Annotated in this window: 12 protein-coding genes; 3 read left to right on the top strand and 9 right to left on the bottom strand. The window is 54.5% G+C overall.

Annotated features, from left to right (window positions below; all coding sequences use genetic code 11):
- Window positions 1-502 precede the first annotated feature (502 nt).
- Window positions 503-697: a cyclic nucleotide-binding domain-containing protein gene (locus GRI36_RS12190; RefSeq protein WP_160598703.1), complete on the top strand. Its 195-nt coding sequence runs from the start codon at window positions 503-505 to the stop codon at window positions 695-697.
- Window positions 698-772: 75 nt separating this feature from the next.
- Here GRI36_RS12190 and GRI36_RS12185 read toward each other — a convergent pair whose 3' ends face one another.
- On the bottom strand, window positions 773-1,900 hold the full coding sequence (locus GRI36_RS12185; RefSeq protein WP_160598702.1) for a site-2 protease family protein: 1,128 nt from the start codon (window positions 1,898-1,900) through the stop codon (window positions 773-775).
- 229 nt (window positions 1,901-2,129) lie between these two features.
- Here GRI36_RS12185 and GRI36_RS12180 point away from each other — a divergent pair, with 229 nt between their 5' ends.
- Complete coding sequence (locus GRI36_RS12180) at window positions 2,130-2,486, top strand: hypothetical protein (RefSeq protein ID WP_160598701.1); 357 nt, start codon at window positions 2,130-2,132, stop codon at window positions 2,484-2,486.
- Between the two features lie 210 nt (window positions 2,487-2,696).
- Here the strand turns inward: GRI36_RS12180 and GRI36_RS12175 are convergent, their stop codons facing one another.
- The 8 genes from GRI36_RS12175 to GRI36_RS12140 all read right to left on the bottom strand — a co-directional run bounded on the left by GRI36_RS12175 (window position 2,697) and on the right by GRI36_RS12140 (window position 9,498).
- Window positions 2,697-4,055 (bottom strand): hypothetical protein, encoded by a 1,359-nt coding sequence (locus GRI36_RS12175; protein ID WP_160598700.1) that lies wholly within the window; start codon window positions 4,053-4,055, stop codon window positions 2,697-2,699.
- A 56-nt stretch (window positions 4,056-4,111) separates the two neighbouring features.
- Window positions 4,112-4,720, bottom strand: coding sequence for a peptidoglycan-binding domain-containing protein (locus tag GRI36_RS12170; protein WP_160598699.1), 609 nt, complete (start codon window positions 4,718-4,720; stop codon window positions 4,112-4,114).
- A gap of 30 nt (window positions 4,721-4,750) precedes the next feature.
- Window positions 4,751-5,578 carry a hypothetical protein gene (locus GRI36_RS12165; RefSeq protein ID WP_160598698.1) on the bottom strand — a complete coding sequence of 276 codons (828 nt, stop codon included), beginning with the start codon at window positions 5,576-5,578 and terminating at the stop codon, window positions 4,751-4,753.
- A gap of 12 nt (window positions 5,579-5,590) precedes the next feature.
- Window positions 5,591-6,328 (bottom strand): C39 family peptidase, encoded by a 738-nt coding sequence (locus GRI36_RS12160; RefSeq protein WP_160598697.1) that lies wholly within the window; start codon window positions 6,326-6,328, stop codon window positions 5,591-5,593.
- 95 nt (window positions 6,329-6,423) lie between these two features.
- Window positions 6,424-7,461, bottom strand: a complete 1,038-nt coding sequence (locus GRI36_RS12155; RefSeq protein ID WP_160598696.1) for a hypothetical protein — start codon at window positions 7,459-7,461, stop codon at window positions 6,424-6,426.
- A 27-nt stretch (window positions 7,462-7,488) separates the two neighbouring features.
- Complete coding sequence (locus tag GRI36_RS12150) at window positions 7,489-8,112, bottom strand: hypothetical protein (protein ID WP_160598695.1); 624 nt, start codon at window positions 8,110-8,112, stop codon at window positions 7,489-7,491.
- Window positions 8,109-8,648, bottom strand: coding sequence for a hypothetical protein (locus GRI36_RS12145; RefSeq protein WP_160598694.1), 540 nt, complete (start codon window positions 8,646-8,648; stop codon window positions 8,109-8,111). The genes GRI36_RS12150 and GRI36_RS12145 overlap by 4 nt, the downstream gene beginning before the upstream one ends.
- Window positions 8,649-8,862: 214 nt before the next feature.
- Window positions 8,863-9,498 (bottom strand): helix-turn-helix transcriptional regulator, encoded by a 636-nt coding sequence (locus tag GRI36_RS12140; RefSeq protein ID WP_160598693.1) that lies wholly within the window; start codon window positions 9,496-9,498, stop codon window positions 8,863-8,865.
- An 803-nt stretch (window positions 9,499-10,301) separates the two neighbouring features.
- Here GRI36_RS12140 and GRI36_RS12135 point away from each other — a divergent pair.
- Entirely contained in the window at window positions 10,302-14,330 is a 4,029-nt protein-coding gene (locus GRI36_RS12135; RefSeq protein WP_160598692.1) for a chemotaxis protein CheB, read from the top strand.
- Window positions 14,331-14,365: the final 35 nt, after the last annotated feature.

The following is a 14,365-nucleotide window of genomic DNA, read 5'->3' as shown; positions in this document are numbered from 1 at the left end:
AAGCCCCGCCATAGGGGTTGTAATCCGACCGAGGCAGATCCTCCCTCGGCCCAAGGTCCGGCGATTGCGGCGGCACGGCAATAACCGGAGCGCTTTGCGACTGCCCCAGTCCCATTAGCCCAGCCGCAATCACCGGCGCGCCAAAGATGATAAAGCACCCGGCAATAACTCGAACCCCCTGCCGCCACTCCAGCCGCCCCGTCAGCATAACCTTATGGCCTGATCCATGTCGGGGAAGGGGAGAGCTACGCCAATCGGAGACAGGTTGCAGTCAGTCTGACAGTCTGACGCTGAAACAGTCGGCCCGCGGCAGCTTTTCCTATGATTCCAACCTTTCGATCAGTTTCATATTCCAGCTACCGCGGACCTATCTGAATGGGTCTTCGCTTCCGGTTCGCCAGCGTTGAAACCTCGGTTTCATTGCTTCGTTCCTTCTTCTTGCCATCCAGCAATTTCTTTATGACACGAGTCGCGCCGACCGACTTGACGATGCTCAAGCGTGATGCTCGAAAATCGACTTCATAGCTCCGTTCCGCAGGCGAATATCGCTTCATATTTCGCTTTAGCTGCCGAGACTGCGTGCCGGACGCTTCGGCAATTGCGCGAGCGCCATGTGTTCGCGATGCCCCGCAACAACCGGATCGTTGCTCAGAATGCCAAACTGCTGGCGATGATTGCCAAGGGAATGCAACCCTAGAAGTCTTAGGCGCAGTCGGAAATGCAGCATCCGCCGAATAATACGTTGGCGCATGGCATAATCTACGCTTTGAATTCACGCCTTAAGCTGTTCCTCGAAAGGCTTATGTGAGAGTGCGTCATGGTCTGGCCACATCGCGCTGTTTACGCCAAGCGCATCGAGCAGAGTCGATTTGGTGACAAGCCCTTCGAAGTGACCGTTGCGGTCGATAACTCCGACGGCAGAGGCACCCGCTTCGATCATGTCGGCCGCCTTGTCCGCCTGCGACTGGACCGCCATTTTGGGAACATCCTTCTGCATCGCTTGCCGAACTGTCGAAGCAGGACCGAATTGCACGATGGCGTCATCCAAGTCGGTCCTAAGCAGAAAGCCGGCCAGAGCACCGTCCATCTCGATAACCGGGATTTCTTCGTAATCTGAGTGAAGGATCAGATCGGCTGCATTCAGGAGGGGATCAGAAACCTTGAGTCTCGGCCGATCGGCGACCATAACCTGTCCAATCGAAACCCCGCCTATTGCGTTGCGCATCGCATCTATTCGCGCTTCCGACTGAGCGGCGAAAAAGATGAAAACTCCGATCACTGCAAGAATGGGATTGCCGGCGAACAGTCCCAGTCCAGCTATTAGGATAGCGATCGCTTGACCGATCCGGGCTGCAATCCATGTAGCACGAGGCCGAGGGAGGTTTACCGCGAGCATCGCGCGCAGGATCCGGCCACCGTCCATCGGGAATGCAGGGATCAGATTGAAAAGCCCCACGGCTAAATTGAAAACTGCAAGCTGCTCAACCAGATTGAATTGGTCCTGGTTGAACGTGGGAATTGCCTCCCAATCAGGCTGCCGCCCCAGAATGAGGATTAGGCCCGCGAAAAGAACGAAACTGACTAGCGGACCCGCCACCGCGATGGCGAGTTCCTCTTTTGGCTCTAAAGGAATACGCCGAAGCTTAGCCAGTCCGCCAATCGGAAGCAGCATGATCTCGGGAGTAGGGATGCCGAATAAGCGTGCCGCCGTGATGTGACCGAACTCGTGCAAGATGATGCATAGGAACATCGCGGTTATGAGCGCTAGCAGCGTGCCCGATGCTGCCGGGCCGCTTGTCAGCAGCGCCGCGACCAACGCAGCGCTGATGAATAGCACAAAGGTCCAGTGAAACCGGATTACTGTTCCACGAAGTGTGGCAACTGGGATGGATCTAGGCATTTGACGGTCTTTCCACGAGCGCGAGCGAATCGAACCTGAGTATGTTCACTTGGCCTGGCCAGATGCATCCGTAGATGTCCGCGGTGGCTCTTTCGTCCAGCCATTGCCCAACGGCATTTGCGAACAATTCTTGACCACATCATCGCGCGGTAAGGACCATTACTGGTTTTCCGACTTGAATACGCAAACCATGTTTGTCGAGATGTTCGACTCCCACTGGAATCAGGCTATGAAACGAATCCTTGCCGCGCTCTTTATTGGCCTTGCCGCCGCCATGCCCGCAGCTTGTGTCGATAATGTCTACGGCCGGGGGACGCTGGCATGGTCAAGCCATCCCTACCACGGCTGGTATAATGGTTATTATGGGCCTTTCTACGATGGCTACTGGGGCACAGACGGATATTTCTGGTTTCGTCTCGACCGCGTTGAGCGGCGTTACCGGCGCGACCGCGATCGTCACTTCCGCCGTGAAGCGGTTCGCAACGACCGACGCTTCAGGCGTTTCGAGCGCACCATGCGTCCACCTCCGCGCGGCACGAGAATGCCCCACTTCCCTCAAGACCGCCCGCCCGGCCATTCTGATTGAGTGGCAAAACCTTATGCGCTGAAGCATGTCTGGGAACGGAAGGGCTTTGCCAATCAACGACAAGTTGCTGTCAAACTGATGTCACCCTCCAGACATCTTCGCAGCCCTGAGATTCGGTTGGCCGATGCCTACGCGGCGTGTGAAACGTAGCGTAGGTCGGACATGCCACCATCCCAGTCCAGCGAGATCCGGCGCGAATTGTTTCTGTCCCTAGAAGCGATAGGGAATCCGCACGCTGATGGCCATATCGGGGCTGTCATCGGTCAGACCGATACCGGCATTGGTCACGATCGCGATATTTTCCCCCAAAGAGAAAGTCGCGCCAAGATTTAGGAGCGAAACGTTAGCCTGGCTACCCACTACGATCCGTGTATCCTGATCCAGAGGCGTCAGCCTGGTACGTTCGACGATACGTTGTGTGTAGGACATTGAAATGCTCGATTTATCATTCAGTGCGAAAGCCAGCCCGGCTCCGATTTGATAGGCATCACCCAGTTTGACACGCCCCGGCTGATCGCCCGGAATTTCGTCGATATCGTCAAAGCTCCGCTTGAAGTTATGGAAGTAGGTTGCGCTCCCGAAGACGATCATCGGGTCGAGCGTCTTGAGCAATGATACACCGAGCGAGGCGCCATAGACGCCGGTGCCGAAGGACAGTTCTGATGGTATCGAGAGATTCCCTTCGCTTCCCTCAACTTCGATGAATTCGATGCCAAACGGATCGCGTCCGGTGGGAAATTTGACGCGAGTGTTTATCACAACATCAGGCGCAGTGACGCTTTCCGGCATCACGCGATAGCTTAGCCCAAAGCTGGCATCGCCGATGCCCGTCCCACGCACGGTTTTTTCGACGAGGCCCGCAGCGGAACCGCCAGCTCCGCCTGACTGGAAGTTCGAGATCCGCGACAGCAGCGGCACGCTTGCATCGACGAACAGGCGATCGCTAAGGCCGATATTTACCCGAGGTTCGAGAGTAAAGATATCGGCGTTGATCCGGTCGACGCTGATCGAGCCGAGGAAGATCGCATCAAGCGCGAGAAACCCGTCGAGATTGATCCGGGCATTGTCGAAATGGGTGTAGGACATCGCGAGCTCGACACCGATATTCCGGCCAAATGCCCCTTGTTGCTGCTCGGTCACATCCTCCTGAGCGGCGGTGGGCGCGGGTGCCTTGAGGTCAGAAGTAGTGTCCGCACCGGCTCCGCCGTCTGGCGGATCTTGCATTGCAACCAAGCCGCTGCTTGTGGGAAAGGCACGGAATGCAGGATCCGATGGCCGGGCGAAACTTTGCTGTGCCGCAAACCGGCCACGCATACTCGCGCTATCGTCAAGCGATATGGGCTCAGCTTCAATCCGCTCGAGCCTCAAGAGCCTCGACTCGAGCGCCTCGACGCGTTCGCGTGCCGCTGCATCTCGCGCTTCCAGTTCGGCGACCTGGTCTCGCAAAGCCTGGATTTCTGAGGTGTCCGCAGTTTCCGCGATGTCTTGCGCTGCAGCAATGGCCGGGTATCCGGCCGCGAGCGCGGCCAAGGCGATGATCGAGGTTTGTGACAGGAAGTATTTACGCATGATACTTTCTCCGGTTATTCGCGCCGGGATGGCGCAGTATTCGGCTTCGGGGGTCGTCAGGGGTTGAGGAGGGTCCATAAGGTGGCGGGATCGGGTACCCCGGTGGTCATCAGGGAGCTTTGCTTTTGGAAAGATAACAAGGCATCGCGCAGCTCAGGCGAGAAGCGTCCATCTTCCTCGCCAGCATAAAAACCGCGCAGCTTGAGCGCTGCTTGCGTCCGCCGCAGAATTGTTTCGTAAACATAGGTCCGGTGCTTATCGTCCCCCACTTCAAGCATGGGGGAGTATTGCGCGACGCGAACCGGACGCAGCCCGGTGACCATGCGCTGGACGACGCTGACCAGCGTGTCACTCGAATGCTCGCTGCAGTGTGATTTTAGGATGATGTCTAGCGCGGCAGCGTTATGCCAAGGGGTCAGATCGAACGTATTGGGCTCATAACGGTTGGCGGCACTGAGATAGCCTTCCACAAATCCGATCATGCGCTGGTATTCAGCCGAGGAGCGGTCCTCTCGTGCGGCTGTAAATGCGGCGCAGTCAAGTGTACCGGCACCCTCAACTGCGAAGCTGCTATCGGCACCCTGCGCCGCAATTGGCGCGGAACCAAACCCTGTTACCGCCAGCGCTGCTCCGGCCAAAAAGGCGGTCATGTTCCAATTCTTCATACTAAACTCCCCAACGGCCAATCGGCCCGATTAGAAACCGTGACCCTTCATCGCGCTCAGCGCGTTCTCAGTCCGGATAAGACCTTCACGCTGTCCGAAATTATCCGCCGCCATGATGATCGAGGCGGAGTTGAAAATGGAATTTCCGTTGGTGCCCAAGATCGACTGCTGTAGCATCTGGCCGACATTGCCGCCGAGCGACTGGAGCGAGCTATCCAAGCCTTCGCCGCCGGTCATGACGATGCCAATCTGGTTATTCTCAACCATGAACTGCAATTGGTCACCATCGGCAAAACTCAGATCAGTCGTACCGTCCACGGATTGCAGCCCGGCTACTGACAGTGCCGGCATGGCGGATGCGGGAACGATCGCGATCTGCATATTGTTGCGGGCCAAATTATCGGCTCCGGTGATGATGTTGGCCTGCGCTGCGCCCTCATGGGTGCCGATGCCGCCGATGGGCAGGACGTTCGCAGCACTCATGATCGGCACGTATCCGGAATGCGTATCGGTCACGTCCATTGCAGGATCGCCGTCACGTTCCCACCCGATCATTAGCGATGGAATCGGTTTGCCGTCACCGCCGATATTCAGGAAATCGACACTGAAGACGAGCCGTGCATTGGTGGTAATGCCTTGATCGTCCTGCCAGCTGGTCAACAATGTTATGCCAAAGAATGAGACATTGTCCGGCCCCACGAATTTGCCGCGCATCTCCGACAATTCAGCGTCGGGCAAAGCCTCGCCGAAATCGGGCAGGGCACTACCCTGAGCAAAAGCGGGAACTACGGCTCCCAAACAGGCTGCACCAGCAAGGACAATGGCCAGAATGGCGCGCGATGAAGTTGATTTAAACATGTTTAATCTCCATCAAAATGAGAAACTGAAGGCCGCACGGTTGCCAAATTCGGCGGTTTCGGCGGCGGGTAAAACGGCATGAAGCGCCAGCAGGCGCTTGGCCGAAAGCGGTGAAGGTGGATCGATCAGCGCATTGTCAGGATCATAACCTTCACCGGCGACGACAAATGCAACCTCGTTCCAGGACTCTTCGAAATCGGCACGGCGCATTGTGCGGTTACCCAGTGCCGGGTCACCTACAGCTACGCGGTCGGCATATGCCTTGCGGATGATGACGAAGTGTTTGTAACCCTTGATATCCAGTAGCGCGATTACCGGAAGATTGAGCTCTCTAAGCTTGTCATAATCGAGCCGGTAGCCTTCGGCTTCCATCCCGATCGACAGCGCATAAGTCTTCATGTCGAGCAGCGAGAATCCCTTTTTCCGAACGATGTCGGGATCAGCGATCTTGAGCATATTGACGAGCACTTGCTGCTCGGTAGTGCTGCGGCCAAAGGCTTCGTTGAACAGGGTGGCCATAACCGCCGCACCGCAGCTGAAATCCGTCCGCTGGCGCACGAGTCCGATAAATTTGCGGTCATTCCAACTGGTCAGCGCAACCGGCGTAATTTGGGCACCTTCCGAAGTTTGTCCCAGCCATAGGGGCGCATTCTGGGCCGGAGCCGTCATGCAGCCGGATGACACTAGCGCGGGAGCCAGTGCGAGAACCGAAGTCAGTACTGGGCGCAATCGGGCCGGAAAGTAGGACATATTGGGAGCGGCTTTTCGGTTGAGGGTTAAAAAGAAGTTCGAGAAGAGAGAGCAGCTCGCGTATAAGCTGCCCTCTCCCCGAATACCGGGATGGCTTAGCTGGGGTCGCCGCCGTTACCATTTCCCGGATCGCTCGGCGTCGAGCCGCCTTGCGATGCCGCAATAGTCAGCGAATTCAGCTGCTGATTGCCGACACCGGAAGCCATGTTGACACCGATATTGCCGGAAGCACCTGCAATCGTCAGGCCGCTGACAAAGTTGATGCTGTCTTGCTGTTCGACAGATGCAAGCGTGGTCGCTTGAATGAGGCCCGAATTCGCCTCGGCAAGAGTAGCATCGTTAGCGACAGCCAGCGTCATCAGATTGGCCTGCTGGTTCAAACTACCGGCAGCCGCGTTGACACCGATGTTGCCCGACCCGGTAATGGTCGCAGCAAACACGCTGTTGCGGTCACGGAAGTTATTTTGTCCACCGCCTACTGATGGATCGTCCTCGCTGAGCGCATCGCCTTCTGTGTGGCGATGGGTCACTCCTAGCTGCGATTGCAGCGCTGTAGTCGAGGCTTCTGCCCAGCCACCCACTGCGTCGGGGTTGCTGTTGCTGGAAACTGCAATCGATGCAGCGTTCATCTGATCGTTGAAGTAGCCAGCGGCAAGGTTCACGCCGATATTGCCCGATCCTTCCACGTTGAAATTATCGACCGTATTGATAATCGGGGCAAAGAAGCCGGCACGGATTTGTGGTTGGAGCGTGCCATCAGGTAAGCCATCGTCAGGATCCTGACCATTTTCGGAAATGCCCGGACCAAAGACCGGATCGACAAAACCGTTCTCACCGTTCAGCTCGTTTTCTTCGCGGTAATTCACCACTACGCCTTGCGACAATTGCTTGGCGTCGGTGACCGCTACCGCGGAGCTGTCCACTGCAACCACACCCAGCACAATCGCGCCGCCTAACAGCGCTAGATTTTTGTTGTAAGTGACATCGGTGGTTACGCTGGTGTCGATGTTGTTGGCATAGCGAAGATCGACTTCGACCGAGCTTTCACCGTCGCCTCCATTGTCCTGCGCCATTGCTGGCGAGGCAATGATTGCCATCGTGGCCACTGTGGCCAATAGGATCTTTTTCATCATATTTCTCCTTGATTTTAGGGGGGTAGTTCAGGGTGATCCTTCGCCCGGGGTCGTAAGGGCAAAGGTGTTGGCGGAGGAATTACCCTCGCCGCCGATCAGGTTAACCTGGATTAGGCCACTGCCCTCGCCAAAGGCCGTGTCGCCGATGGCGATGCGGTCATTGGATGGCAGGGACCCTTCCTGGATGCCCCCGTTCGGTTCTATGGGCGCGCGCGACTGCTCCAAGAGCTGGTCGGACATTGCGCCGCTATTCCCAATCGCCAGCGCAGCCAGATTTGCCATCTGGTTCTGCGTTCCGGCGGTGATGTTAATGCTGGTGAGGCCGTTAACGCCCGCGAAAGCGCCGTCCCCTATGGTGATGCTGGTTGAGCGATCGGTCGGCGCGGGGCCGCTCATCCGCTGACTGACTGTTTCGGTCACCGATGCGATGTCGCCGATCGCAATTACGGCGTCGCCAACTTGCTGGTTATCGTTGCCGACTGCGATGTTCACGGCCAGCCTGCCAGTGGCACCTGCACCAGTGTCTTCCGCGACAACTACTTCATCGGTTGTTTGCGGCGCGTCTTGCGCGGACAGTGCCGGAACGTGTGTAAGGGCGGTTGCGGCAAGCGCGGTGAGCGCAGCGCGGCAAATGGTTGGGTCTCGCGTCATTGTCCGCCACCCAGAACACCGCGAACGTTTCCGAGCGCATTATGGATTGCCCCGGTTGCCTGACCAACTGCGCCGTTCACGACTGACCCTTGAACACTGCCGATTGACTGCGTCGAACTGTCCGCACCGGACATGTCAGCGAAACCGCCAACGCCCAGCGAAACCTGGCTGCCGATCAGCCCTACTTCCCGCGAAGAACGGGCTATAATCCCGGAGCTCTCGGTATCGCTGATTGGGTCAAGTCCTGCTGCTAGGCTGGACAGGATCAATGCAGACGGGCCAGTTTCAACCGAATGTTCCCGGCCTGGCGTTCGGTAGTCAACTGCCGAACCGTATGACACATCGCGGGAATAGATGACGCTGCCAGCGGCATTGGTATTTGCCGTGGGAGCATCCGTACTGGATTTGGAGGCGGTCGGTGCTGAAGTCACTTCCTGCGCCTGAGATGCTTGCGGCAGACCAATTCCGGACATCAGTGCAGCCAATGATCCGTAATATAAAGAGCGCTTAAGCGAAACAGATGAAACTATCAGCATCGAACTAACCTCTTTCCCTGAGACACAAGTGCTCTCTCGCTCCAAAGCAAGATGCTTCGAAGGTTGGTTTCAAAACCGAAGAGAATCGGTTTTTTTGATAAAAACTAAATTACAATTGTCTTCTACACTGATTCGCAAACTTGAAAATCACGCGAAATAATTAGTTAATATTGTGCGAACATTTATAACTACGTATTATTTCGTATTCATTATTTCACACTAACCGATAGGCGTTCAGTTTCCGCCACAGTTCCTCCCGGCACGTAACCCCCAGCTTGTCGTAACAGCGGCGAATATGTGCGCGGATCGTATGGATAGAATTGTCGTGATCTTCTGCGATTTGGGTCGGTGTGTGGCCAGCGAACAGGTTGAGCACGATCATTGCCTCGGTCTTCGTCAGATGAAACACTTGCTCCAGATCTGGCAATTCAGGTTCGATGATGCCGGTGGCGCGCTGTACGACAACGCAGACGAGATCATCTGAAATAGCGACGGCGCGCAGCAGCAAATGGCCATCGGGCATCCGGCAGCGAAGTGCCAAAGTCAGGACATCGGGACTATTCGCTTGGAGCAAGTGCTTCAGGCCATCGCGGTATTTCGGCTCGACGGTATCAATCACGCCATCGATCAGAACCAAATCCGATCCCGCGTTGATAATATTAGTCATTCTGGAACAGCCGGCAAGCCAGGTGCCATCGCGCCTCAGCAGCATCCGAGCCCGGCGATCAAGTGAACCGAAGCCATCGAGGATGGCTACTTTTTCGGCTGTGCTTGAGTCCTCACCGAAATCGATGGCGCTAGGTGTGTCGAAATGGCCGTTAGAGAGTTTGCCATCGGACAAGCGAATCACATGAGTCTTTCTTTCGGAAATCAGACTATCCTCGTGATTAGTGCTGCGTCTTGAGTATTGCATTCATCGGTCCCACTATTATTGACTAGTCAAAGTCAATTATATTAAAATGGATAATGACCCGCAAAATTTTTAACGTTATGTTATTATTTCAGATGGTTTGATTAACTGATTCGGTCGCGGCCTCCATAAGTAGACATCCATATAATCCGTATATAATGTGCATTTTCAGCGGTGGTTGTGGTGGATGAACCATACCGCACCTGCTCCTGCGGACACTTTCAGAGCACGTGCACCTGATTGAAAATTGACGCAGGTGGGTTTGGTGAGGTGTTCCCAGACTTCGCAAACCAGCCGATGCCTTTCGACAATTAAATTCACCGGTCGAGACTATCCGTCTGGTCGTGATGTTGCATGACCGCGCTGCGCTCGGCACTCGAAATATTGAGGGCCTTCTGTCCGAGGGCGGGATTGACGTTTGCCACGAGACAGTGAGGCTGTGGCAGAACCGTTTTGGACTGGTGCTTACGTCGGATATCCGGCTGCAATGCGCCAGCCGAATGAAAAGATTTCTTCATCAGCAGTTCGGCGGTTTTTGCAGAGACCACTGAAACGGACGGCCAGGCGGAGAAGATCGTGACCAACGGCCTGAAATATTTCGGGGAAGGGGAGCGCTATGCAATTCGGAGACAAGTTTCGATTAGGCTGGCAAAACCGCAAGCATAATTTGTGCTCATCACGGCCCTTGATACCTAACTAGATTCTAATTGGCTATGCAGATTGGTCTATGTAATACTGACGCAATGAAAGATAATTGTCCGATCATCGCAATAGGCGCTTCGGCTGGTGGGCTTGCCGCTCTTGAAGAATTTTTTGATGAGATTCCTGCTGATCTTGGGGCAGCATTTGTCATCATCCAGCATCTTGATCCCAAACACGATAGCATGATTGCCGAGATTTTGGCGCGGCACACGGCCATGCCTGTTAAGCAAATCGAACACGGCATGTTGGTCGAATCAGATAATGTCTATGTCATCCCGCCAAATTTCTATGCCGCGCTGAACAGCAATATCTTTGAATTGAGTGAGGCGGTACTTCAGCACGGTGTGCGGATGCCGATCGACAAGTTTTTTCGATCAATGGCTGAAGAACGAAGTCGGCAAGCTGTGGGCATCATCTTGTCTGGAACGGGGAGCGACGGAAGCCTCGGGTTGCGCGAGCTCAAGGCCGCAGGCGGGATCGTAATCGCCCAATCTCCCGACACTGCCCAATTTGATGGTATGCCGCGGGCTGCGATCGCAACCGGGCAAGTGGATATAATCAGTCCGGTCGTCGACATGATCCCCAAAATTCGCGACTATCTGAGCCACGATTATGTACAGTCAGTAGCCGATCCGAGCGTAGAAACCGATTTAATCGGAGATGAGGGCAAGCTCAATTCAATCATTGCAGTTTTGCACGCACAGCTAGGGGTCGATTTCCACGGCTATAAACAAGGGACTATTGGCCGCAGGATTGCGCGGCGCATGAGCCTTCGCAACATCTCCCAAGTTGCTGAATATTTGACATGCCTTCGGGAAGATCCCGGCGAGGCAAAGAGTTTGTATCAGGACTTGCTGATCAATGTCACATCGTTCTTTCGCGATCCTGAAGCATTCGAAACTCTTTACGAAAAGGCGATTATCGATCTGGTTCATAGCAAGCCTGCGAATGAAGAAATTCGGGTGTGGGTCCCCGGATCGGCGACGGGCGAAGAACCCTATTCAATTGCCATGTTGCTGATCGAAGAAGTCAAACGAACAGGCAAGGCCTGTCCGATTCAAATCTTCGCCACTGATCTCGACGACACGGCCCTGTCGGTCGGACGAGCAGGAGTCTATTCTGCCAGCCAGGTGGCCGATATTTCGTCCGACCGGCTGGAGCGGTTCTTCACGAGGCACGGAAAGGATTATCAAGTCACCAACGAGCTCCGCGAGACCGTTACCTTTGCGATGCAGAATGTTGTTTCTGACCCACCTTTTTCGCGGCTTGACCTGATCAGTTGCCGCAATTTGTTAATCTATCTCAGCGGAAAATTGCAAGACCGGATAATCGGCTATTTCCAATTCGCATTGCGCAAGGATGGCTATCTGTTTCTTGGACGGTCTGAAAGCATTGCCCATTTGGAAGGGCTGTTCGAAACGGTCGACAAGAAGTCACGGTTATACCGCCGGCTGCCAAATGCCCCACAACAATTGACCAGTTTTCCGGTCAATGGTGTGGTTTCGCGCGTGCCTTCGAACGGTATTACACCCGCGCCGAGGCCGAAAGAGACCGCTCGTTTGCGCGAATTGATGCAGCAACAATTGCTCCGGAATTATGCGCCCGCATCTGTGCTGACCAATGCCAAGCACCAGGTTCTTTATTTTATGGGGCCGACTTCAAACTATCTCGAACAACCATCGGGATTGCCGACGCAGGATTTGCTGACCCTTGCCCGTCCGGAACTTCGCAAAAAGCTGCGGGCCGGAATCAAACAGGCACTTGAAACGACAGAACCAGTCGTGCTTGATAAAATTTCGATCAAGAGCGGCGCAGCACGCAGGGACACACGGATATCAATCCGGCGGATGGCAGCGCCGGATCAGGCAGACGAGCTGTTGATCGTAACTTTTGATGAACTTGAACCATCTGCTCCGGCTGTCCTTACCAGTGCAGTCGATTCCCCAACCGACCAATCGACGATCGATGAGCTTGAGGGCAAACTTCGCGACGCGCAGGAAGATCTCCAGATAAATCTGGAAGAACTGGAATCAACCAACGAGGAGTTACAGGCATCCAACGAAGAGATGATGTCGGTCAACGAGGAGCTGCAATCCGCCAATGAGGAGCTGGAAACCTCAAAAGAAGAACTTCAGGCGATGAACGAAGAGCTAACGACGGTGAACAACCAGCTCAAGGACAAGGTGGAACAACTCGCAGAACTGAACGACGATCTGACCAATTTCGTTTCAAGCACCGGCATTGCCACTGTGCTACTGGATGCACAGCATATGCTCGGCCGTTTTACACCGGCGGCAAAACGGTTGTTCAACCTTATCGACACAGACATGGGCCGGCCGATCAGTGATATCAGGCAGAAATTTGACAGTGACGGGTTTCTTGCCGCCGTCGACTCCGTTTTCCAGACCTTCAAACCAATTGAGAAGGAAGTCACTGCAGAAGATGGCTCAACATATCTGATGCGGATTGCCCCTTACCGGGCAAATGAACAAAGGTCCGGCGGCGTGGTTGTGACATTTGTCGATATCAGTCAGCGTCTGCAAAACGAGCGGGAATTGCGTGAGAGCGAAGCCCGGTTCCGGATGCTCGTAGAAAATGCTCCCGATCCGTTGATTATGGTCGATGGCTCTGGCCAAGTTGTTCTGGCAAATGCGGAAGCGCCGCAACTCTTCGGATATGACCGGAAAGAATTCATCGGGATGAAAGTCGAACAATTGATTCCGTCAGATCTACGGAAACTGCACGTTGCTCACCGCAAACAATATGCTCAAAACCCAAAAGTCCGGGTAATGGGTTCTGGAGTGACCTTGCAGGCCCGTATGAAAAACGGCGATAGAATCCCCGTCGAAGTCAGTTTGAGTCCGGTTTCGATGGAAGGTGACGAAATGTTTTGTGCCTCGATCCGGGATACACGCGAGCACCAGCACGCAATGGAGGCGGTCAAGGAAGCGCAGGAACAAGCCGTGTCTGCGCTGGAAGCAAAATCAAGGTTTCTGGCCACGGCCAGCCATGATTTGCGCCAACCATTGCAGTCACTCGCTATGATTAATGAATCGCTCCAACTCAAGATTGATGATCCCGAATTGGCCGAACTCGTTGAGCGCGAACGTGTGTCGCTTGCGCATATGCGCAGCCTGCTAAACTCTTTACTTGATATATCCAAACTCGATGCTGGCGCAATGACAGTGAAGAGCCAGGACGTTGATCTGCGTAGCGCGATCACCAAAATCTGCGAGGATTTTCAAGCAGAAGCAGATTCCAAAGATGTAAAGCTGGTAGTTGCTGTACAAGATCGCATAGTGCGCTCTGATTCCGACTTGCTGCAGCAGGTTTTCCGAAATTTGATCGGGAATGCCATTCGTTACACCAACGAGGGCAGCGTTACGGTCCAATCGCACACTTCAGGCGCGTCGATAATCGTCGAGGTCGTGGACACCGGAGTGGGCATCCCTACTGATCAGGTCCCTCACATCTTCGAGGAGTTCTATCAGATCGACAGAGATCCCCAGAAGGGCGATGCCGGGCTTGGTTTAGGGCTTTCCATCGCGAGCCGTATCGTTGAGCAGTTGGGCAGCAAGATTGAGGTTAAGTCAGTGCCTGGCAAAGGATCGACTTTCTCGCTCGAACTGCCATTGAGTGATATGTTGTTGCCCGATCAGAAGCCTGAAAAGGCCAAGGGAGATGTGAAGCCTCCCAAGAGTGGCATCATTTTGTTGGTCGATGATGATCCAGCTGTACTTAATTCTACCAAATTTCTGCTGAAGGCGCGTTTTGGCAAGGGTATTCATACAGCCCAGTCCCCGAAAGAGGCGGAAAAGGTGCTCGCACAGCTTTCCTCCAATGAACCTGATATCATTGTGACCGACCATCATCTCGGCGCATCTAAGAACGGAATAGACTTGATCGAATATGTGCGTCAAAATCGTGACCACTACATTCCCGCGATCCTTATTTCGGGCGACAGTGGTTTGGACAGCGCTGATTTGAAGAACAGGGGTATAATATTGATCCTGAAGCCCTCTCGCGGCAACGAGCTGGTTTCAACAATAGGGCATCTAATTGCGACCTGAGGTTGTTCTCGTTGGCGACATCGTGTCGGGAAATT

This window comes from Pontixanthobacter gangjinensis (assembly GCF_009827545.1).
GTDB lineage: Bacteria > Pseudomonadota > Alphaproteobacteria > Sphingomonadales > Sphingomonadaceae > Pontixanthobacter > Pontixanthobacter gangjinensis.
This window is presented reverse-complemented; position numbering and strand designations above follow the sequence as displayed.